Genomic DNA, 18,937 nt, shown 5'->3' on the forward strand with positions numbered 1-18,937 from the left:
GCCGGTCGCGGCTGTGCGCGCGCTCACAGGCTGAGCTCCGGGTGGAGGTCCTTCATCCGCACCACCTGGCGACCGCGCGCCGCCAGGGAGGTCAGCGCCAGCGCCCCGAGGGTGAACGCCAGCAGCACCGCCCCGCCCTGCCACACGGGAGCCAGGTCGCCGCCGGTGATGAGCCGGCGCAGCCCCTCCACGATGTAGCTCATCGGCAGGTAGGGATGGATGGCCCCGAAGAAGCCCGGACTGGTCTGCACCGGGTAGGTGCCGCCGGCCGACGTCAGCTGGAGCATCAGCAGGGCCAGGACGAGGATCCGGCCGGCCGGCCCGAACTTCGCGTTCAGCCACTGCACGATCGCCGAGAAGCAGGCGGTGACCAGGACCAGGAAGCCGACCGTGCCGGCCGCCCGGGCCATCTGGAGCCCGAGCGCGAAGTGCAGCACGGACATCAGCGCGGCGGTCTGCAACACCCCGATGCCGAACACCGGCAGCCATCCGGACAGCGCCACCCGCCAGGAGGACGCGCCCATCGCCAGCGCCCTCCGGTTGAGCGGCGGGATCAGCATGTAGGCCACCATCGCGCCGACCCACAGGGACAGCGGGATGAAGTACGGGGCGAACCCGGTGCCGTAGTTGGGCGCCTTGTGGGCGGCACCGGACGCGAGCTGCACCGGATCGGACATCACCAGGGTGCGTGCGTCGCGGTCCTTCTTGCCGTAGTCGGGGATCTGCCGCACCCCGTCGTGCAGTCCGCCGGCCAGCTGCGCCGAGCCGTCGGAGAGCTTGAACATCCCGCCGTCCAGGGTCTGCGCGCCGTCCTTGAGGCGGCCGACGCCGGCGTCCAGGTCGGTCATCCCGGAGGCGGCGCGGCCGGTGCCGTCGTGCAGCTGCCGCGCCCCGTCGTTGAGCCGGTCCGCGCCGGACGCCAACTGGGCGTTGCCCGCCGCCAGTTCGCGGGCGCCCACGGACACCTTGTGGGCGCCGTCGTTGAGGTCGTTGATCTTTCGGACCGCGGCGTCCATGTCGGCCCCGAGGGTCGGCCCGTGGGCGGCGAGTTCGGAGGCCAGCGCGTGCAGGGTGTCCAGGTCCCGGCCGAGCTGGTCGAGGTTCTTCTGGTCGTGGACGTAGCCGCTGACCTCCTCGGCGGTGTCCGCGGCGGCGTCCGCCTGCTGGGTGATCCGCTTCAGTTCGGCGCAGTCGGTGCCCACGGTGAGGCCGCTGCCGCAGCGCAGCCGGTAGTACGTGTCCAGGTGGTCGGCGAGCCCGCGGGAGAGCCGGGCGCCGGTGTCGGCCGCGCCGGGGAGCTTGTCCAGGTGGTCGCGCACCGCCTGGGCGCCGTCGGCGACGAGCCGTGCGGCCTCGCCGATCTCCTTGCCGTGCGCCCGCACGAACGGCCCCACCTGGTCGACGACGCCGTTGACGGTGTCGGCGAGCTGCTGGGTGCCCTGCGCCACCTGGCCGGAGCCGTCGGCCAGTTGGCGGGCCCCGGTGGCGGCGGTGCCGGCCCCCTCGGCGAGGTCGGCGCTGCCCTGGTTCAGGCGGCTCGCGCCGGCGTCGAGGTCGCCCAGGCCGCCGACCAGCTTGGCGCTCCCGTTCTTGGCGGTGCCCAGGCCGTCGGCCAGTTTGCCGGCGCCGTTCTTGGCCTGCCCGATGCCGTCCTGGAGCCGCTCCGCGCCGTCGGCCGCCTCCTGGGTCTTGCCGTGCAGGGTCGAGAACGACACGAAGATCTTGTCCAGGAAGGTCCGCGACGCCTTGGCCGTGGCCGCCGCGCGCACCTCGGAGAAGACGGTCCGGGAGATCTGCCCGACGATGTAGTTGTTGGCGTCGTTGGTGCGCACCGTCAGGGCGCCGGTCTCCGGGTGCGCCCCGGAGCTGGACGCGATCCGTCGGCTGAAGTCCCGCGGAATGGACAGCGAGAGGTAGTACGTGCCGTCCTCGACGCCCCGGCCGGCCTCCTGGGAGTCGACCTGGTGCCAGTCGAAGGTGTGGCTGTCGCGCAGCCCGGCGACGATCCCGTCGCCCGCCGCGATGCGCTGTCCGCCGACGTCGGCCCCCTGGTCGTCGTTGACCAGCGCGACCGGGATCCGGTCCAACCGGCCGTAGGGGTCCCAGAAGGACCACAGGTACAGCGCGCCGTACAGGAGCGGCAGCAGCAGGAGCGCGGCCAGCGCGGCGCGCGGCAGCTTCCCCCGCCCGAACCGCTTCAGCTCAAGCGCGGCCAGTCTCGGCGAGCGCATCGGCCGTTCCCTCCTCGTCGTGCCCGCCGTCCTCGGGGGCGTCGGCAGCATGCGGTGCGGGGCGGCCGGTGCGCACCAGCACCACGCCCGAGGGGTCCGCCGGCGGCTCGCTGCACACCGCGAGCACGGTGGTGCCGGCGGCGGCGAGGGCGCCCAACAGCGCCCAGGCCGCGGTGCGCTCCCGGTCGGACAGCTTCAGGTCGGTGTCGTCCACGGCCAGCAGCCCGGGACCGCCGATCAGTGCCAGCGCCACGGACAGCCGTAGCGCCTCCAGCCGCTCCAGGTCGCGCACCGCGGTGCGGTCGCCCTTGGGCAGCGTCGCCACGTCCAGTGCGGCGGCGGTCAGCGCGTCGTCCATCAGGGCGCGGGCCTGTGCCCGGCGTTCCCGCCGGGGTCGCAGCAGCGCACCGAGCGAGGCGCCGAACCGGCCCTGGAGCAGGGCGCGTTCCCGCAGGTGCTCGCCGACGGTCAGGGCCGGGTCGAGTTCGGCGACGCCCGGTACGTGGGCGAGGGCGGTGCGGGACCGGACCGCGGCCATGTGCCGGGGCAGCGGCAACCCGCCGACCTCGGCGGTGCCCGCCGCGGGCTTCATCCGCCCGGTGAGCGCCAGCAGCAGGCAGGTGCGGCCGGACCCCGACGGGCCCTGCACGGCGATCAGCGCGCCGGGTCCGGCGGTGATGTCGACGTCCCGGAACGCCCAACCGCGGGGGCCCTTGACCCCGAATCCCGCGGCCGTGACCGCCGCCCCGTGCGGGGTGCTGTCCACGATCCCCTCCCTTGCACTGACTGGTCAGTTCAAAGTAGGGAGCCCGCCCCGCCCTCCGCAAGGGGTTCGCCGGAAATCCGCGAAAACCCGTTCCGGATCTGCCGATCCGCTGTCCGTTTTCCACTGGAACCGCAGGTCAGGGGCGATTGTCAGTGGTGTGCCGCACGATGGGTGCATACGGTCCGCATCGGCCCGCCGGCCCTCAACCAGCGGGCGACGACAGGAGGTTCGTCATGGCAGCTCGTCCCGTCGCGGGCAGCTCGGCTGCGTACGGTCCCCCGAGCGACGTCCACCCCGTCCTGCGCCGGGCGGCCGCGCCGCCCGCCGCCCTCGACCTGCTCACCAAGGCCCAGCTCGGCCTCGACGAGGCCGAGACCCTGGAATCCCCCAACGACCGGTTCGCCACCGCCCACCTGGCCGCCCTGCGCGCCGCGGCCGCGGTCCTCGCCGTGCGCGGCCGACCGGAGCCCACCGCACGCCGTCGGAAGACCATCCGCAGCGCCTGGGAGGTGCTGCCCGAGGTCGCTCCCGAACTCACCGAGTGGAGCGCCCTGTTCGCGGCCGGCGCCGACCGCCGGGCCAGGGCCGAGGCCGGCATAGCGGGCGCGGCCGGCCAGCGCGACGCCGACGACCTCCTGAGGGACGCCGGGATGTTCCTCCGCCTCGTGGAGCGGATGCTCCGGCTCCCACCGGTGCTGCCCCCGCAGCGGCCCGGCAGGACGCCCGACGCCGGCTGGGGGCGGGCCGGCTGACGGGTCCGACCTGCGGCGGCGCGCGGGCCGGACGCGGCACCCGCCCGTTTACGCAATAGGGTGGTGAACGACTGGACGTCCATGCCCCGCCGAGGAGCCACCCACCGTGTCTGACCCGCTGCGCCCGCGCGCCTCCCTTCGTACCGCCGTGGTCTGGGACGTCCTCAAGGACGCCCTGGAGCGCCGGGTCAAGGCCGCCGGGCGGGACGCCCTGGACGTCCTCGACACCGGCGGCGGCAGCGGCAACTTCGCCGTCCCGGTGGCCCGCCTCGGCCACCGCGTCACCGTCGTCGACCCCAGCCCCAACGCCCTCTTCGCCCTGGAGCGCCGGGCCGCCGAGGCCGGGGTCGCCGACCGCATCCGCGGGGTCCAGGGCGACGCCCACGGCCTGTTCCAGGTCGTCGAGCGCGGTGGCTACGACGCGGTGCTCTGCCACGGCGTGCTGGAGTACGTGGACGACCCCGCCGAGGGCCTGCGCAACGCCGTCGGCGCGCTGCGCCCGGCCGGCACCCTCAGCCTGCTCGCCGCCGGGCTGGGCGGGGCGGTCCTCGCCCGCGCCCTGGCGGGCCACTTCACCGAGGCCCGCCGCGCCCTCACCGATCCCGCCGGCCGCTGGGGCGAGGGCGACCCGGTGCCCCGCCGGTTCACCGCCGACCAGCTCACCGACCTGGTCACCGCCACCGGCCTCCAGGTCGGCGCGGTGCACGGCGTACGGGTCTTCGCCGACCTGGTCCCCGGCGTCCTGGTCGACACCGAGCCCGGCGCGATGGACGCCCTGCTGAAGCTGGAGGCCGCCGCGGCCGAGCAGCCGGCGTTCCACTCCGTCGCCACCCAATTGCACGTCCTGGCCGAGCGCGACTGACCGCGCCGGGCGCGGCCGCGCCCCCGCCGGGACCGTGTACGGCGCCCGCGCGTCGCGCCCGCCGGGGTGCCGGCGGCCGCCGGCGGGGCCCGGCGACGCCCGCGAGGAGTGGGCGCGGTCGACCACAGGCCACCCGAACAGCCGCTTCGCCCCGTATGATCGGGGTACGACGCTCCGGCATGACGGGCTGGTGGGTGGGGAATGCAGCCAGCATCACCACCGCACCGCCGCGGCGGTGCGGACGGTGAATTGGCGTAGAGGGGCGGGTTTCACGGGGGCGAATCCCTGCCTATCCTGAAAGGGTCGCACCCGGTCGCCCCCCGCGACCGACGAGTAGGAGGACTCCGTGCCGCTCTCGGAGCACGAGCAGCGCATGCTCGAGCAAATGGAGCGAGCGCTGTACGCCGAAGATCCCAAGTTCGCGACAGCGCTTGAGGGAAGCGGGCTGCGTACGTACACCCGGCGACGGGTTTACCAAGCGGTCGCGGGCTTCCTGGTGGGTATCGGCCTGCTCATGGCCGGAATGGTCGCACAGCAGATCTGGTGGGTCAGCGTCGTCGGCTTCCTCGTCATGCTCGGCTGTGCCGTGCTGGCCGTCACCGGCTGGCGCAAGGCCCCCAAGCCGGGTGAGCGCGGGACGGCCCCCAGCGGGCCGCAGGCGCGCCGCCAGGCGAGGTCGCGCCGTTCGATGATGGACCGCATCGAGGACCGCTGGCAGCGTCGCCGAGACGAGCAGCAGGGCCACTGACCGGCGCTCCCGCTCCCTGAGCCGACCGGAGGCGGATCCGCTCCGGCCCGGCGTTCCGGCTCGGATCCGGCCAATCTCGCGCGGTTCGCCCGTGTGACCCCTTCCGTGCTCTGGCCCCCGAGGTTTCGGGGGCCAGAGCTTCTTCCTGTTCGCCCTCGCCCTTTCCCGCTGCCGCCGGCTCCGCTTTCCCGCGCTGCCGGCGGCGTCCCCAAGGCGCCGCACGGGCGCTGTCCGTCTCCGCACTGCACACGGGGCCCGTGAGCGCGCCCGCGAGGTGTGCCGCGACGGGGCGGCCGGCGCTGATCTTCCGGGCGTGCCGGGCACGCGTCCCCACAGGGGTGTCCGGACCAGCCCCGCCCCACGTGACCGGTGCCGCCCCACGTACACGGGGCCTGGCCCGCGGCAGAGGGCGGCGCGCTGGACTACGCCCGGGACTACGCCCGCTCGTCGCGCCGCCACCCCGCCGTTCGCAGGGCCCTCGCCGCGCGTCGGGCCGCGGTCGCCGGTCGACTGCTCCGGCAGCGCCGCCGCAGGGCCGACCAACGGGCCGCCCAGCACCAGCGCAGGCGGGCCGCCGAGCGCGGGGCGAGCCGGGCCCGGATCCGCAGCGCCCGCGGTGCGCCGTCCCGCAGGCCGGCGTGCACCAGCCGCACGTCCGCGGCGAGGCCGTCGGTGGGGACCGGCTGAGGGGCGTACAGGACCTGCTCGACCGCCGTGGCGACCCGCTGGGCGGCCGCCGCGGCGTCGGGGGGCAGTTCCCCGATGCGCACGATCCGAGCCGCCGCCGTGCGCGGCGTCAGCGACTCGTCCGGGAGGATGCCGAAGTCCCAACCGGTGTCCAGCAGCTCCTGCCAGGCGGCGAGGGCGCTTGCCGCGGCGTCACCGCCCGGTGGGGCCGCCAACCGCCGGGTACGGGCCCGGGCCCGCCACACCAGCGGCACCGCGGGCAGCGCCACGATCAGCAGCGCGGCCAGCGCAAGGAGTGCGAGCGTCCCGATCGCGGGACCGCCGCCCGGGGGGCCGGCGGTCGGCGCCGAGGGAGTGGCCGCGCAGTCCGGGCCGGCACCGGTGCGCCGCTCCCCGGGGCCGCAGGTGGGAGGCGCGGACGGCCCGGTCGGGGGCACCGCGGACGGCGCCGGTGCGTGCTCCGGACCGCCGGGGGCGGGGGTCCGCGAGGCGTCCGGGTAGGCGTAGTCCGGAACGCTGCCGCGGCTCGGGGTCGGCTCGAAGCGGGTCCAGCCGACGCCCTGGAAGTACAGCTCCGGCCAGGCGTGCGCGTCCTTCAGGGACACCGACGTCGTGCCGTCGGGCTGCCGGGTGCCCGGGGTGAAGCCGACCGCGACCCGGGCCGGAATCCCCAGGGTGCGGGCCATCGCCGCCATGGTGAAGGAGAAGTGGACGCAGAAGCCCTCCTTGTCCTTGAGGAAGCGGGCTATCGCCTCGGTGCCGCTGCCCGCCCGGACCTCGGTGTTGTAGCTGAAGCCGCCGTAGAGCGCGAACCAGTCCTGGAGCTTGACCGCCTTGTCGTACGCGGTGCCGGCGCCCCGGGTGACCTGACGTGCGGTGGTGCCCACGATCGGGGGAAGGGACTCCGGAACGCGGGTGTACTCGCGCCGGAGCGCGGCGGGCGGCGGCGGGGCCGAGGCCAGTTGGCGGGCGGTGGGGCGCACCTGGAGGCTCTCGACCTGGTACTGGAGGCCGTGGGTGTTCTGCCCGCGGTCGCCGACCAGGGTGCGGCCCTCGGGCTCGAACCGCCAGCGGCCGGGGAGGTCCACCCTGGCCGCCGGATAGGGCAGCGGCAGCCAGTTCTGGGCGTACCACTGGGCGGTCGACAGGGAGGTGTTGACCCGGGTGACGGAGACGTCGGAGCTGAGGCCGGGCGGTCGCGGCAACTCGGTCGGGACGTCGGTGACCGTGCGCTCGGAGGGCTTCCAGGCCGTGCCGTCGAACTGGTCCAGCGCGACGATCCGCAGGTACATCTCGCGGGTGTCGGTCGCGGTCGTGCGGTAGTTGAGGACCTCGCGGTCCTCCGGTTGGTTCAGGCTGTCCTGGAGTGAGACCAGCGGGTTCACCGCGGAGATGGTGCCGCCGCCGGCGCCGGGCCCGGCACCGGCGGCGGTCGGCCCGAGCAGGCCGCTGCCGAGGGACGGCAGCACGGCGGGCACCAGCAGCGCGAGGCCCAGGGCCAGCGCGCCGATCCGGCGGCCCCGGGGGAGCGGCAGCCCGTCGCGACGGGCCGCTCCCGGGCGGCCGGTGACCGGCCCCCCGCCGAACACCCGGCCCCACTGGGACAGCCGGTCGCGCCCCTCGGCGAGCAGGAGCAGCAGGTAACCGGCGGCCCCCACGACGAACCACAGCCAGCCCGCGCCGCTCTGGGACAGCCCCGCGGCCACCGAGTACAGCGCGAGCAGCGGCAGCCCGGCGGGCGCGGCGCTGCGGTAGGTGACCGCCAGCGCGTCCACGACCAGGCCGATCAGCAGCACCCCGGACACCAGAAGCAGCCGGATGCCGGGCGTCACCGGCGCCGGGATGGCGTACCGGCCGACATCGCCGACGCCGTTGCGCACCAGGTCGGCCAGGGCGGCGACGGCGTCCGGGCCGGGCAGCAGTCCGGCCACCGCGTGGTCGCGGGCGAACACCGCGGTCAGCAGCAGGACGGCTGCCAGTGCCTGCGCGCCGACGGTCAGCGGCCGGGCCAGGGGCAGCCGTCGGCCCAGTGCGCCCACCCCCGTCACCAGCGCCAGCAGCAGGGCGGCCTGGAAGAGCCACGTGACCGGGTCCACGAGGGGCAGCAGCGCGCATCCGGCGCACAGCGTCGCCGCCATCGCGCACAGCGCCAGCCGCGCCCGCCCGCTCATGCGCCCGCCCCGCTTCGCTCGGGAGCGCCGCGCTGGTCGCCCCGCTGGTCGCCCCGCTCCGCTCCCGCGGCCGACCCGGCCGGTGCCGCGCCCGCCCGGTCCGCCGCCCGCCACAGGTCGGCCAGCGCGTCACCGGGTCTCACCGGCAGTGCCGTCCAGCCCGCCTCCCGCAGCATCCGCAGCCGGTCGTCGACCGGGGCGGCGTCGGACGAGAAGCGGAACCCGCCGGGGGCCCTGGTCCAGGCGTCGCCGTCCATGACGAAGGCGACCGCGGCGGCGCTGCCCCGGCAGATCCGGCCGGCGAGTGCGGCCTGTTCATCGTCCAGCTCGCCGAAGAAGGCGATCAGCAGCCCCTCCGTGCCGCCGCGCAGCGCGTCGTACGCGGCGGAGAGGTCCTCCTCGGCGGAGTGCTCCACGATGGCGAGGGTCTCCAGCAGCAGGCCCCCGGAGTCGGCGGACTCGCCGCCGCCGGTGAAGCCGCCGCCCTCCGGGCCGGGCACCGCACTGCCGGCGTCGGTCAGCAGCCGCACCGAGAAGCCCCGCTCCAGCAGGTGCAGCGCGACCGAGGCGGCGCCGGCCACCGCCCATTCGAAGGCCGAGTCCGGCCCGGAACCGTGGTGGGCGGCGGCGCGGGTGTCGAGCAGGATCGTGCAGCGGGCCTTCTCCGGCTGCTCCTCGCGGCGGACCATCAGCTCGCCGTGGCGCGCGGTGGAGCGCCAGTGGACCCGGCGCAGGTCGTCGCCGTGCCGGTAGCCGCGGGGGATGACGTCGTCCTCACCGGCGAGGACGAGCGAGCGGTGGCGCCCGTCGCCGTACCCCGCGACCTCGCCGGCCAGCCGGACCGGGGGCAGCGGCTCGACCCGGGGCACCACCGTCAGGGTGTCGGACGTGCTGAAGGAACGCGTCAGCTCGCACATCCCGAACGGGTCGGACAGGCGCAGCTGGAGCGGCCCCAGCGGATAGCGGCCGCGCAGGTCGGAGCGGACGCGGTAGGACACCTCGCGGTGCCCGCCCGGTTCGACCCGGTCCAGGACGAAGCGGGGCCGGGGTCCGAGCACGTACGGCACGCGGTCCTGGAGCATCAGCACGCCGGTCGACAACCGGGCGACGTTCTCCACGCGGAGGCCGACCCGGGCCTCGGCCGCCGCCGGCACCCGCGCCGGGGTCAGCGTGCGGCTGCCCGCGACGCGGTAGCGGGTGCGGTGCAGCACCAGGACGCACACCAGCGGCAGTGCCGCCAGCAGCAGTCCGACGCGCAGCAGGTCCGCCTGCCCCAGGAGGTACGCGCAGGCCGCGGCGGCCACTCCGGCCGCCAGGAAGGACCGGCCGCGGGTGGTCAGCCCCCCGAAGGCGGCGCGCAGCCCGCCCGGCACCGGGGCCCCGGTGTTCCCCCCGCCGGACATCACAACCCCCGTGCGTGGGGCGGCTGCTGGCCGCGCTCGCCTTGTCGCCATTGCGGGGCGGAGGGGTCGGGGACCGGGGTGCGGCGCACGATCTCCAGCACCACCTGCTCGGCGGTGCGGCGGTTCAACTGCGCCTGGGCGGTGGGCAGCAGACGGTGCGCGAGTACCGCCACCGCCAGCGACTGCACGTCGTCCGGGAGCGCGAACTCCCGCCCGGCCATGGCCGCGGCGGCCTTGGCGGCGCGCAGCAGGTGCAGGGTGGCCCGGGGCGAGGCGCCGAGCCGCAGATCGGGGTGGCTCCGGGTGGCCGCCACGAGGTCGACGGCGTACCGCCGCACGGGCTCGGCGACGTGCACGGTGCGCACCGCCTCGGCCAGCCTCACGATCTCGTGGGCGTGCGCCACCGGGCGCAACTCGTCCAACGGGGAGGCCCCGCCATGCACGTCGAGCATCCGCAACTCGGCCGCCGGGCTGGGGTAGCCGATCGAGACCCGGGCCATGAAGCGGTCCCGCTGCGCCTCCGGGAGCGGGTAGGTGCCCTCCATCTCGACCGGGTTCTGCGTCGCGACGACCATGAAGGGGCTGGGCAGGTGGTACGTCTGCCCGTCCATGGTGACCTGGCGCTCCTCCATGGACTCCAGGAGTGCCGACTGGGTCTTGGGGGAGGCGCGGTTGATCTCGTCGCCGATCACGATCTGGGCGAAGATCGCGCCGGGCTTGAACTCGAAGTCCTGCCGCTGCTGGTCGTAGATGCTCACGCCGGTGATGTCGGACGGCAGCAGGTCGGGGGTGAACTGGATGCGGCGCACCGAGCAGTCGATGGACCGGGCCAGCGCCTTGGCCAGCATCGTCTTGCCGACGCCGGGCACGTCCTCGATGAGCAGGTGTCCCTCTGCCAGCAGGACCGTCAGCGCGAGCCGTACGACCTCCGGCTTGCCCTCGATCACGCCCTCCACTGACCGGTGCACCCGCCCGGCGGTGGTGGTCAGATCGGCAAGGCTCGCTCGTTCGTCATACGTCGTCACTCGGCCCTCCTCGGCCCCTCCCCGGGTGGCCGACGCCCCCTTGACGGACCCGGCCCTCCCCGTGTGCGCATTCCGTCCGGTCGCGGCCGGACGGAACGTCACCTACGCATTCTTGCCGCCCGCGCGGCCTCGCGTCATGGCCTGTGGATAACTCACACCGTCCGGTCCCAGCCAACCGGGCATGTCGGTCGAAACGGGCGCCGAGGGGGTGTGGCGGGCGGGATCGTTCGCCGGGCGCGACGGATCCCGCCGCAGGTCAGCCCTGCGGATCGATCTCGCGCAGCAGGCCGGTCGTCACGTCGAACACGAAGCCGCGGACGTCGTCGGTGTGCAGCAGGAAGGGTGAGGTGCGTACCCGCTGCATGGACTGGCGGACGTCCTCGTCGAGGTCCTTGAACGCCTCGACCGCCCAGGTGGGCCGCTGGCCGACCTCGGCCGCCAGCTCGTGCCGGAAGTCCTCGGTCAGGCTGAGCAGGCCGCAGCCGGTGTGGTGGATGAGCACGACGGACCGGGTGCCGAGAGCGCGCTGGCTGATCGTCAGCGAGCGGATGATGTCGTCGGTCACCACGCCGCCGGCGTTGCGGATGGTGTGGCAGTCGCCGAGCTCCAGGCCCAGTGCGGCGTGCAGGTCGAGCCGGGCGTCCATGCAGGCCACGACCGCGACCTGGAGGACGGGGCGGGCGTCCATCCCGGGGTCCGTGAAGGCGTCGGCGTACCGCTCGTTCGCCTCGACGAGACGGTCGGTGACGGTGCCGTCGGGGGCGGGGGAGGTGCTGTCGGCGGACGAGGGCAGCGGCTGCGACGCAGGTATGGGCATGGCTTCACGGTAATCGTTCGCGGAGTGATCGGCTCCTCCGGAAATCAGGCGTAGGGGGCAACCTCACGTCTTGTGAGGCACTCCACAGGGCGGGTGCTGCGGACAAACCCCCGTGAAACCTCCGGGCGCACCGTGCGGGGGACGCGCGGAACCGGTTGATTGACCGGGGCGGCAGGTGGACTAAAGTGGCGCGAAGTGGGAGGCGTGACGCTCTCCTTGGATCCCGGATCCCTCGCGTGCGTGACCGTACGTACGGTTCGGCCTCCTCCCGCTCCACCGGTCATCCGACGTCACTTCCACGTCGCCGGAGGGCCACTTCCCCTTCAGAGCGGGCGGGGACCAAGCGGTACGTGCGGCATCCCCCAGCCAACGGCCGGGGACCCACCTGCCGTCCACCATCGGAAGGCACATGAGCGAGCGCAGCGAGCGAATCATAAAGAGGTGCGCGCTCCGCGCATGCAGGCCCGCCGAGCGAAGCGAGGCTGGCGCATGAACAGCAACACCCGCCACGTACCCGTCATGCTCCAGCGCTGCCTGGACGTGCTCGCCCCCGCGCTCGCCGAGCCCGGCGCGGTCGTCGTCGACTGCACCCTCGGCCTCGGCGGGCACAGCGAGGCGCTGCTCGCCACGTTCCCCGAGGCCCGGCTGGTCGCCCTGGACCGCGACCCGGCCGCGCTCCGTCTCGCGGGGGAGCGGCTGGCCCCCTACGGCGACCGCGCCACCCTGGTGCACGCGGTCTACGACGAGCTCCCCGAGGTCCTGGACCGGCTCGGGCTTCCGCACGTCCAGGGCGTCCTGTTCGACCTCGGTGTCTCCTCCATGCAGCTCGACGAGGCCGACCGCGGCTTCGCCTACGCCCAGGACGCCCCGCTCGACATGCGGATGGACCAGACGACCGGCATCAGCGCCGCCGAGGTCCTCAACACCTACCCGCCCGGGGAACTGGTCAGGATCCTGCGCGCCTACGGCGAGGAGAAGCAGGCCAAGCGGATCGTCGCCGCGGTGGTGCGGGAGCGGGAGAAGGAGCCGTTCAGCACCAGCGCCCGGCTGGTCGAGCTGATCCGCGACGCGCTGCCGCAGGCCGCCAAGCGCACCGGCGGCAATCCCGCCAAGCGGACCTTCCAGGCGCTGCGCATCGAGGTCAACGGCGAGCTGGCCTGCGTCGAGCGCGCCATCCCGGCCGCGGTGAAGTCGCTCGCGGTGGGCGGCCGGATCGCCGTGCTCGCCTACCACTCGCTGGAGGACCGGCTGGTCAAGCAGGTCTTCGCGGCCGGCGCCAGCAGCACCGCGCCGCCCGGCCTCCCGGTGGTCCCCGAGCGCTACCAACCCCGGCTCAAGCTGCTGACCCGCGGGGCCGAGCTGCCCACGGAGGAGGAGGTCGCGCAGAACCGGCGCGCGGCCCCGGCCCGGCTGCGCGGCGCCGAGCGCATCCGCGAGGACATCGCGTGACACGGCAGGGGGGCCGACCGCGCGCCAGGCAGCGCCTGACCGCGCTGTTGCCCTCCGTCCCGCGCGGCGGTACCGCCGCGCGGACGCCCTTCGTGCTCCTGGTCGTGGTGCTCCTGGGCTCCGGACTGATCACCCTGTTGCTGCTCAACTCCGCGCTCAACCAAGGCTCGTTCGAGCTGAGCAAGCTGGAGCGGAAGACCGGCGAGCTGACGGACGAGCAGCAGGCGCTCCAACAGGAGGTCGACGGCTCCTCCGCACCGGACGCGCTGGCGCGGCGGGCCCGCAAGCTGGGCATGGTCCCCGGTGGCAACCCGGCGTTCCTGATGCCGGACGGCACGGTCCGCGGCGCGCCCGGCCCGGTGTCGTCCACGGGCGCCGCGCTGGCCGCCTCCGCCGGGCCGGCGCTCGGCCCCGGGGACCTGCGGCCGGCGGGCCAGCAGGCGGCGTCGGCGCCGCGGGTCCCGGCGCAGGAGCCGCCGGCACCACCGACCTCGGCGGGCACACCGAACCCGGCCGTCCCGCTCGCCCCCCACACCCCGGGCGTTCCGTCCTCGCCCGGCCCGCTGGCGACGCCCATGGCCCCGGCCTCCGTCCTCACGCCCGACTCGCCCGCCCCCGCCGTCCGCGCGCCCGGCCCCGTCGCCGGACCGACCCCGTCGGCCGCCGGCAGGTGACCCCGTGACGCGCGCCCCCGCACCCCGCCGCTGCGGTCCCGCCGCCCCCGTCCACCGGGCGGACGGCGCCACGCCGTTCCCCGTTCGCCCCGTGCCCGTTCCGGAGGCCGCGGTATGACCCAGCCCAGGGACCCCCGTCGCGTTCCGCGCCCCGCCCGGCCCGGCGCCCGCCCGGCCGCTGCCCGCCGCCCCGCCGCCCAGGGCCGTCCACGACCGGCCGGCGGCCCGCTGCGGTCGGTCAGCCCACGCCCGCGGCTGCGGCTGATCGCCCTCGCGCTGACGCTGGTGATGCTGGCCTTCGTGATCCGGCTCGTGCAGGTGCAGGGCGTGGACGCGGCGGCGTACGCGGCCAAGGCCAACGAGAACCGCTACGTCCCGGTGACGCTCGCCGCCGAACGCGGCGCCATCACCGACCGCAACGGGGTGGACCTCGCCACCACCGTGGACGCGTACGACATCACCGCCGACCCGAGCCTGCTGGCGCCCGACAAGATCAAGATCAAGGACGCCCCGCAACAGGCCGCCGCGCTGCTCGCGCCGATCCTCGACGAGCCCGAGGCGACCCTCGCGGCCAAGCTCAACCGCCCGACATCGCGCTACGTCCTGCTCGCCAGGCAGCGCACCCCCCAGGTCTGGAAGCAGATCAAGGACCTGCGCACGGCACTGGACGCCAAGGCGGCCGCCGCGCCCAAGAGCGCCCCCCGCCCCGACGTCCTGCTCGGGATCTTCGCGGACAAGCACAGCAAGCGCGTCTACCCCGCCGGCGACCTCGCGGCCGGCGTCCTCGGCTTCGTCAACGCCACCGGCAAGGGGGCCGGGGGCCTGGAGGCCCAGCTCAACAAGGAGCTGGCCGGCAAGGACGGGAAGCTGGTCTACGCCCAGTCCGGAGGCCGCAGGGTGCCCACCGCCGACACCCAGGAGCACCCCGCCGTCCCCGGCACCGACGTGCAGCTGACAATCGACCGCGACATCCAGTGGGCGGCCCAGCAGGCCATCAGCCAGCAGGTGCAGAAGTCCGACGCCGACCGCGGCTACGTCGTCGTCCAGGACACCCGCACCGGCCAGGTCCTGGCGCTCGCCAACGCGCCCGGGTTCGACCCCAACGACCTCTCCAAGGCCGGCCCGGACTCGCTCGGCAACCCCGCGCTGACCGACGCCTTCGAGCCGGGCTCCACCAGCAAGCTGATGACGATGGCGGCCGTCCTCCAGGAGGGCGCCGCGACCCCGTCGACCCGGGTGACCGTGCCCAACCGGCTGCACCGGGGTGACCGGCTCTTCGCGGACGACATCGACCACGACACCTGGCACCTCACGCTCAACGGCGTGCTCGCCAAGTCCAGCAACATCGGCACCATCCTGGCGGCCGGCCAGCTGGGCACCACCCAGCCCCAGGCCAACCAGGTCCTCTACTCCTACCTGCGGAAATTCGGCATCGGCCAGCCGACCGGCCTCGGCTTCCCCGGGGAGACCGACGGCATCCTCGCCAAGCCGCAGGACTGGAACACCTCGCAGCAGTACACGATCCCGTTCGGCCAGGGCCTGTCCCTCAACGCCGTCCAGGCCGCCTCCGTCTACTCCACCATCGCCAACGGCGGCGAGCGGATCGCCCCCACCCTCGTCCGCGGCACCACCGGGCCGGACGGCCGGTACGCCCCGGCCCCCGAGCCCGCCCGCAACCGCGTGGTGAGCGAGAAGACCGCCAGCACCCTCGCCACCATGTTGGAGTCGGTGGTGTCCGACGACGAGGGCACCGGCGCCAAGGCGAAGATCGACGGCTACCGGGTCGGCGGAAAGACCGGTACCTCCAACCGGGTGGACCCGAAGACCGGCCGCTACCACGGCTACACCGCGTCCTTCGCCGGCTTCGCGCCCGCCGACAAGCCGCGCATCACCGTCTACTGCGCCGTGCAGAACCCCAAGCGGGGCAGTTATTTCGGAGGCCAGGTCTGCGGCCCGATCTTCCAGCAGGTCATGGCGTTCGCACTGAAGACCCTGCAGGTCCCCCCGACCGGTGCGCAGCCGCCGCGGCTGCCGGTCACCTTCAAGCCAGGCGAATGAAATCGAGGCAACACCGCCGTGACGACGATCACTCCCGACGGCCCGCAGCTGCCCGGCGACAGAACCCCGGCGAAGCCCTCGCTTCGCCCCGAGCCCGTTCTGCCCGGTACGCTCACCGCCGTGTCACAAGCTGATCAGTCCCCGAAACCCCAGCAAGCGGAGAAGGGCGGCGCCGGCGGATATCCGGGCGCGCCGCGCCCTGAGGAGGTCCGCCCCACCCCCCTGGCCGACCTCGCCCGGCAGCTGGCGATCCCGGTTCCCGACGGATCGGACGCCGTCCGGGTCACCGGCATCACCCACGACTCCCGTGCGGTCCGCCCCGGCGATGTCTACGCCGCGCTGCCCGGTGCCCGTCTGCACGGCGCCGACTTCGTCGCCCAGGCCGCCGACCTCGGCGCCGCCGCGATCCTGACCGACCCGTCGGGCGCCGAGCGGGCCGCCGCGACCGGCCTGCCGGTCCTGGTCGTCGAGCATCCGCGCGGTCGGATGGGCGCCCTGGCCGTCTCGATCTACGGCGCGCCCGGCGAGGACCTCCTCCAGATCGGTATCACCGGCACCTCCGGCAAGACCACCACCGCGTACCTCATCGAGGGCGGGCTGCGGGCCGCCGCGGCCAAGGAGGACGAGGGCGGCGGGCGGCAGGCGGGCGGACTGACCGGCCTGATCGGCACCGTCGAGTCCCGGATCGGCGACGAGCGCCTGAAGTCCGAGCGGACCACCCCCGAGGCCACCGACCTGCAGGCGCTGTTCGCGGTGATGCGCGAGCGCGGCGTCCGCTCGGTCGCCATGGAGGTCTCCAGCCACGCCCTGGTGCTCGGGCGGGTCGACGGCTGCGTCTTCGACGTCGCGATCTTCAACAACCTCAGCCCGGAGCACATGGAGTTCCACTCCGGCATGGAGGACTACTTCCAGGCCAAGGCCCAGCTGTTCACCAGGGCCCGCAGCAAGGCCGGCGTGGTCAACCTCGACGACGAGTACGGCCGCCGGCTCGCCGCCGGCGAGTCCGAGGTCCCGGTCACCACGTTCTCCGCCGAGGGCCACCCGGACGCCGACTGGCGCGCCGCCGACGTCGAGGTGAGCGCGCTCGGCTCGACCTTCACCGTGCACGGCCCCGGGGGCGTGACGCTGCGCGCCGCCTCCCCGATCGCCGGCCCGTTCAACGTCTCCAACGCGCTGGCCGCCATCACCGCGCTGGCCGTCGCTGGCATCGACCCGCAGACCGCGGCCGACGGCGTCGCCGCGATCCCCGGCGTCCCCGGCCGCCTGGAGCGGGTGGACGTCGGCCAGCCCTACCTGGCGGTCGTCGACTACGCCCACAAGACCGACGCCGTCGAATCGGTTCTGCGGGCCCTGCGCAAGGTCACCACCGGCAAGCTGCACGCCGTCCTCGGCTGCGGCGGCGACCGCGACCCGCACAAGCGGATGCCGATGGGTGCCGCGGTCGCCCGGCTCGCCGACACCGCCGTGCTGACGTCCGACAACCCGCGCTCCGAGGATCCGCTGGCGATCCTCGCCACCATGCTTGCGGGCGCCGCCGAGGTGCCCGTCCACGAGCGCGGCACGGTCCTCGTCGAAGAGGAACGGGCCGCCGCCATCGCCGCCGTCGTCGCCCGCGCCGAGCCCGGGGACACCGTGATCATCGCGGGCAAGGGCCACGAACAGGGTCAGGACATCGCCGGAGTGGTACGCCCCTTCGACGACCGTCAGGTGCTGCGCGCTTCCATCGAGGATTCGCTGAAGTCACGGCAGCCGCAGCAGTCACAGCAGCCGAACCACCAGGGATGACACACCGCCATGCGCGCACAATCCTCTTGTTGGCACCTTCTGCACGGCCCCGGGGGTGACCTGTGATCTCCCTGTCCCTCGCCGAGATCGCGAGCATCGTCGGCGGGCAGCAGCACGACATACCGGACCCGGACCGCGAGGTCACCGGGCCGGTCGTGTCGGACTCCCGGGCCGTCCGCCCGGGTGGCCTGTTCGTTGCGTTCGCCGGTGAGCGCGTCGACGGTCACGAGTTCGCCGTCGGCGCCGTCGAAGCCGGTGCGACGGCCGTTCTCGCGTCCCGTCCGGTCGGCGTCCCGGCGATCGTCGTCGACGACGTCGTCGCAGCCCTCGGCGCACTTGCCCGGGCCGTCGTGGACCGGTTGGGCACCACCGTCGTGGGGCTGACCGGCTCGGCCGGCAAGACCAGCACCAAGGACCTGATCGCCCAGCTGCTCCAGCGGCACGGGCCGACGGTGTGGCCGGAAGGCAACCTCAACAACGAGATCGGGCTGCCGCTCACCGCGCTGCGCGCCGACGCCACCACCCGGCACCTCGTCCTGGAGATGGGCGCCCGCGGCGTCGGCCACATCCGCTACCTCGCCGGGCTGACCCCGCCCCGGATCGGGGTGGTCCTCAACGTCGGCACCGCGCACCTCGGCGAGTTCGGCGGCCGCGAGCAGATCGCCCAGGCCAAGGGCGAGCTCGTCGAGTCGCTGCCCGCGGCCGAGGACGGCGGCGTGGCGGTGCTCAACGCGGACGACCCGTACGTCCGGGCCATGGCGTCCCGCACGAAGGCCCGCACCGTCCTCTTCGGCGAGTCCCAGGAGGCCGCCGTCCGTGCCGAGAATGTCCGGCTCAGCGGCCTCGGACAGCCCGCCTTCACGCTTCACACACCCTCCGGGTGCAGCGATGTGACGATGCGGCTGTACGGTGAGCACCACGTGTCGAACGCGCTCGCCGCGGCCGCCGTCGCCCATGAGTTGGGCATGCCCGTGGACGAGATCGCCACCGCGCTCTCCGAAGCCGGCACGCTCTCCCGCTGGCGGATGGAGGTCACCGAGCGCGCGGACGGCGTGACGGTCGTCAACGACGCCTACAACGCGAACCCCGAGTCCATGCGAGCGGCGCTGCGTGCGCTGGTCGCCATGGGCACCGCCGCCAGGGCGCAGGGGGGCCGGACGTGGGCGGTGCTCGGTGAGATGGCCGAGCTGGGCGAGGAGTCACTCGCCGAACACGACGCGGTCGGACGGCTGGTCGTCCGGCTCAACGTCAGCAAGCTCGTGGCGGTCGGCGGCAGGGAAGCGGCCTGGCTCGACATGGGCGCCAAGAACGAGGGTTCGTGGGGTGAGGAGTCGGTGCACGTGTCCGACGCGCGGGCGGCGATCGACCTGTTGCGCAGGGAGCTGCGAGGGGGAGACGTCGTGCTGGTGAAGGCGTCCAGGTCGGTCGGCCTGGAGCGGGTCGCCGCGGCATTGCTGGACGGCGAGATCGGTTCCGGTGTTGAGGGCGGGGCCGCGTCCCGATGAACTC

The 18,937-nt window shown here is 74.5% G+C and carries 14 protein-coding genes; 8 read left to right on the forward strand and 6 right to left on the reverse strand.

The genetic code is table 11. The features are described 5' to 3' along the window. Positions 1-23: 23 nt before the first annotated feature. Both ACLJT4_RS03435 and ACLJT4_RS03440 read right to left on the reverse strand, forming a co-directional pair. Entirely contained in the window at positions 24-2,231 is a 2,208-nt protein-coding gene (locus ACLJT4_RS03435) for a YhgE/Pip family protein (protein WP_411120915.1), read from the reverse strand. Beyond that, positions 2,203-2,997 (reverse strand): ATP-binding cassette domain-containing protein, encoded by a 795-nt coding sequence (locus ACLJT4_RS03440; protein WP_411120916.1) that lies wholly within the window; start codon positions 2,995-2,997, stop codon positions 2,203-2,205. Before ACLJT4_RS03440 ends, ACLJT4_RS03435 begins: the two co-directional genes overlap by 29 nt. Before the next feature lie 233 nt (positions 2,998-3,230). Here ACLJT4_RS03440 and ACLJT4_RS03445 point away from each other — a divergent pair, with 233 nt between their 5' ends. From ACLJT4_RS03445 to ACLJT4_RS03455, 3 genes are all read left to right on the forward strand, one after another. Then, positions 3,231-3,749: an SAV_6107 family HEPN domain-containing protein gene (locus tag ACLJT4_RS03445; protein WP_411120917.1), complete on the forward strand. Its 519-nt coding sequence runs from the start codon at positions 3,231-3,233 to the stop codon at positions 3,747-3,749. Positions 3,750-3,855: 106 nt separating this feature from the next. After that, positions 3,856-4,611 carry a class I SAM-dependent methyltransferase gene (locus ACLJT4_RS03450; RefSeq protein WP_351467393.1) on the forward strand — a complete coding sequence of 252 codons (756 nt, stop codon included), beginning with the start codon at positions 3,856-3,858 and terminating at the stop codon, positions 4,609-4,611. Between the two features lie 346 nt (positions 4,612-4,957). Then, positions 4,958-5,359, forward strand: a complete 402-nt coding sequence (locus tag ACLJT4_RS03455) for a DUF3040 domain-containing protein (protein ID WP_016577010.1) — start codon at positions 4,958-4,960, stop codon at positions 5,357-5,359. A gap of 434 nt (positions 5,360-5,793) precedes the next feature. On the opposite strand, the gene ACLJT4_RS03460 is transcribed toward ACLJT4_RS03455, so the two are convergent. The 4 genes from ACLJT4_RS03460 to ACLJT4_RS03475 all read right to left on the reverse strand — a co-directional run bounded on the left by ACLJT4_RS03460 (position 5,794) and on the right by ACLJT4_RS03475 (position 11,462). Beyond that, complete coding sequence (locus ACLJT4_RS03460) at positions 5,794-8,217, reverse strand: transglutaminaseTgpA domain-containing protein (protein ID WP_411120918.1); 2,424 nt, start codon at positions 8,215-8,217, stop codon at positions 5,794-5,796. Beyond that, positions 8,214-9,620, reverse strand: a complete 1,407-nt coding sequence (locus ACLJT4_RS03465; RefSeq protein WP_411120919.1) for a DUF58 domain-containing protein — start codon at positions 9,618-9,620, stop codon at positions 8,214-8,216. The genes ACLJT4_RS03460 and ACLJT4_RS03465 overlap by 4 nt, the downstream gene beginning before the upstream one ends. Beyond that, a complete protein-coding gene (locus ACLJT4_RS03470; protein ID WP_411120920.1) occupies positions 9,620-10,645 on the reverse strand; it encodes an AAA family ATPase in 1,026 nt (341 codons plus the stop codon). Before ACLJT4_RS03470 ends, ACLJT4_RS03465 begins: the two co-directional genes overlap by 1 nt. A gap of 256 nt (positions 10,646-10,901) precedes the next feature. After that, complete coding sequence (locus ACLJT4_RS03475; protein ID WP_020929493.1) at positions 10,902-11,462, reverse strand: beta-class carbonic anhydrase; 561 nt, start codon at positions 11,460-11,462, stop codon at positions 10,902-10,904. 489 nt (positions 11,463-11,951) lie between these two features. Here ACLJT4_RS03475 and rsmH point away from each other — a divergent pair, with 489 nt between their 5' ends. From rsmH to ACLJT4_RS03500, 5 genes are all read left to right on the forward strand, one after another. Further along, entirely contained in the window at positions 11,952-12,911 is a 960-nt protein-coding gene (gene rsmH, locus ACLJT4_RS03480; RefSeq protein WP_016577305.1) for a 16S rRNA (cytosine(1402)-N(4))-methyltransferase RsmH, read from the forward strand. Beyond that, positions 12,908-13,585: a septum formation initiator family protein gene (locus ACLJT4_RS03485; protein WP_411120921.1), complete on the forward strand. Its 678-nt coding sequence runs from the start codon at positions 12,908-12,910 to the stop codon at positions 13,583-13,585. The genes rsmH and ACLJT4_RS03485 overlap by 4 nt, the downstream gene beginning before the upstream one ends. Before the next feature lie 114 nt (positions 13,586-13,699). After that, positions 13,700-15,643 carry a peptidoglycan D,D-transpeptidase FtsI family protein gene (locus tag ACLJT4_RS03490; protein ID WP_411120922.1) on the forward strand — a complete coding sequence of 648 codons (1,944 nt, stop codon included), beginning with the start codon at positions 13,700-13,702 and terminating at the stop codon, positions 15,641-15,643. Positions 15,644-15,661: 18 nt separating this feature from the next. Further along, entirely contained in the window at positions 15,662-17,428 is a 1,767-nt protein-coding gene (locus ACLJT4_RS03495; RefSeq protein WP_411120923.1) for a UDP-N-acetylmuramoyl-L-alanyl-D-glutamate--2,6-diaminopimelate ligase, read from the forward strand. 62 nt (positions 17,429-17,490) lie between these two features. Further along, on the forward strand, positions 17,491-18,933 hold the full coding sequence (locus ACLJT4_RS03500; RefSeq protein WP_411120924.1) for a UDP-N-acetylmuramoyl-tripeptide--D-alanyl-D-alanine ligase: 1,443 nt from the start codon (positions 17,491-17,493) through the stop codon (positions 18,931-18,933). The last annotated feature ends 4 nt before the right edge of the window (positions 18,934-18,937 follow it).

Source organism: Streptomyces sp. x-19, from assembly GCF_046549115.1.
Classification (GTDB): Bacteria; Actinomycetota; Actinomycetes; order Streptomycetales; family Streptomycetaceae; genus Streptomyces; species Streptomyces albulus_C.

Bases quoted from the DNA above. Each gene is read 5' to 3' on its own strand.
- ACLJT4_RS03435 (WP_411120915.1), bottom strand. From the start codon at position 2,231: ATGCGCTCGCCGAGACTGGCCGCGCTTGAGCTGAAGCGGTTCGGGCGG.
- ACLJT4_RS03445 (WP_411120917.1), top strand. From the start codon at position 3,231: ATGGCAGCTCGTCCCGTCGCGGGCAGCTCGGCTGCGTACGGTCCCCCG.
- ACLJT4_RS03460 (WP_411120918.1), bottom strand. From the start codon at position 8,217: ATGAGCGGGCGGGCGCGGCTGGCGCTGTGCGCGATGGCGGCGACGCTG.
- ACLJT4_RS03465 (WP_411120919.1), bottom strand. From the start codon at position 9,620: ATGTCCGGCGGGGGGAACACCGGGGCCCCGGTGCCGGGCGGGCTGCGC.
- ACLJT4_RS03475 (WP_020929493.1), bottom strand. From the start codon at position 11,462: ATGCCCATACCTGCGTCGCAGCCGCTGCCCTCGTCCGCCGACAGCACC.
- rsmH (WP_016577305.1), top strand. From the start codon at position 11,952: ATGAACAGCAACACCCGCCACGTACCCGTCATGCTCCAGCGCTGCCTG.
- ACLJT4_RS03490 (WP_411120922.1), top strand. From the start codon at position 13,700: ATGACCCAGCCCAGGGACCCCCGTCGCGTTCCGCGCCCCGCCCGGCCC.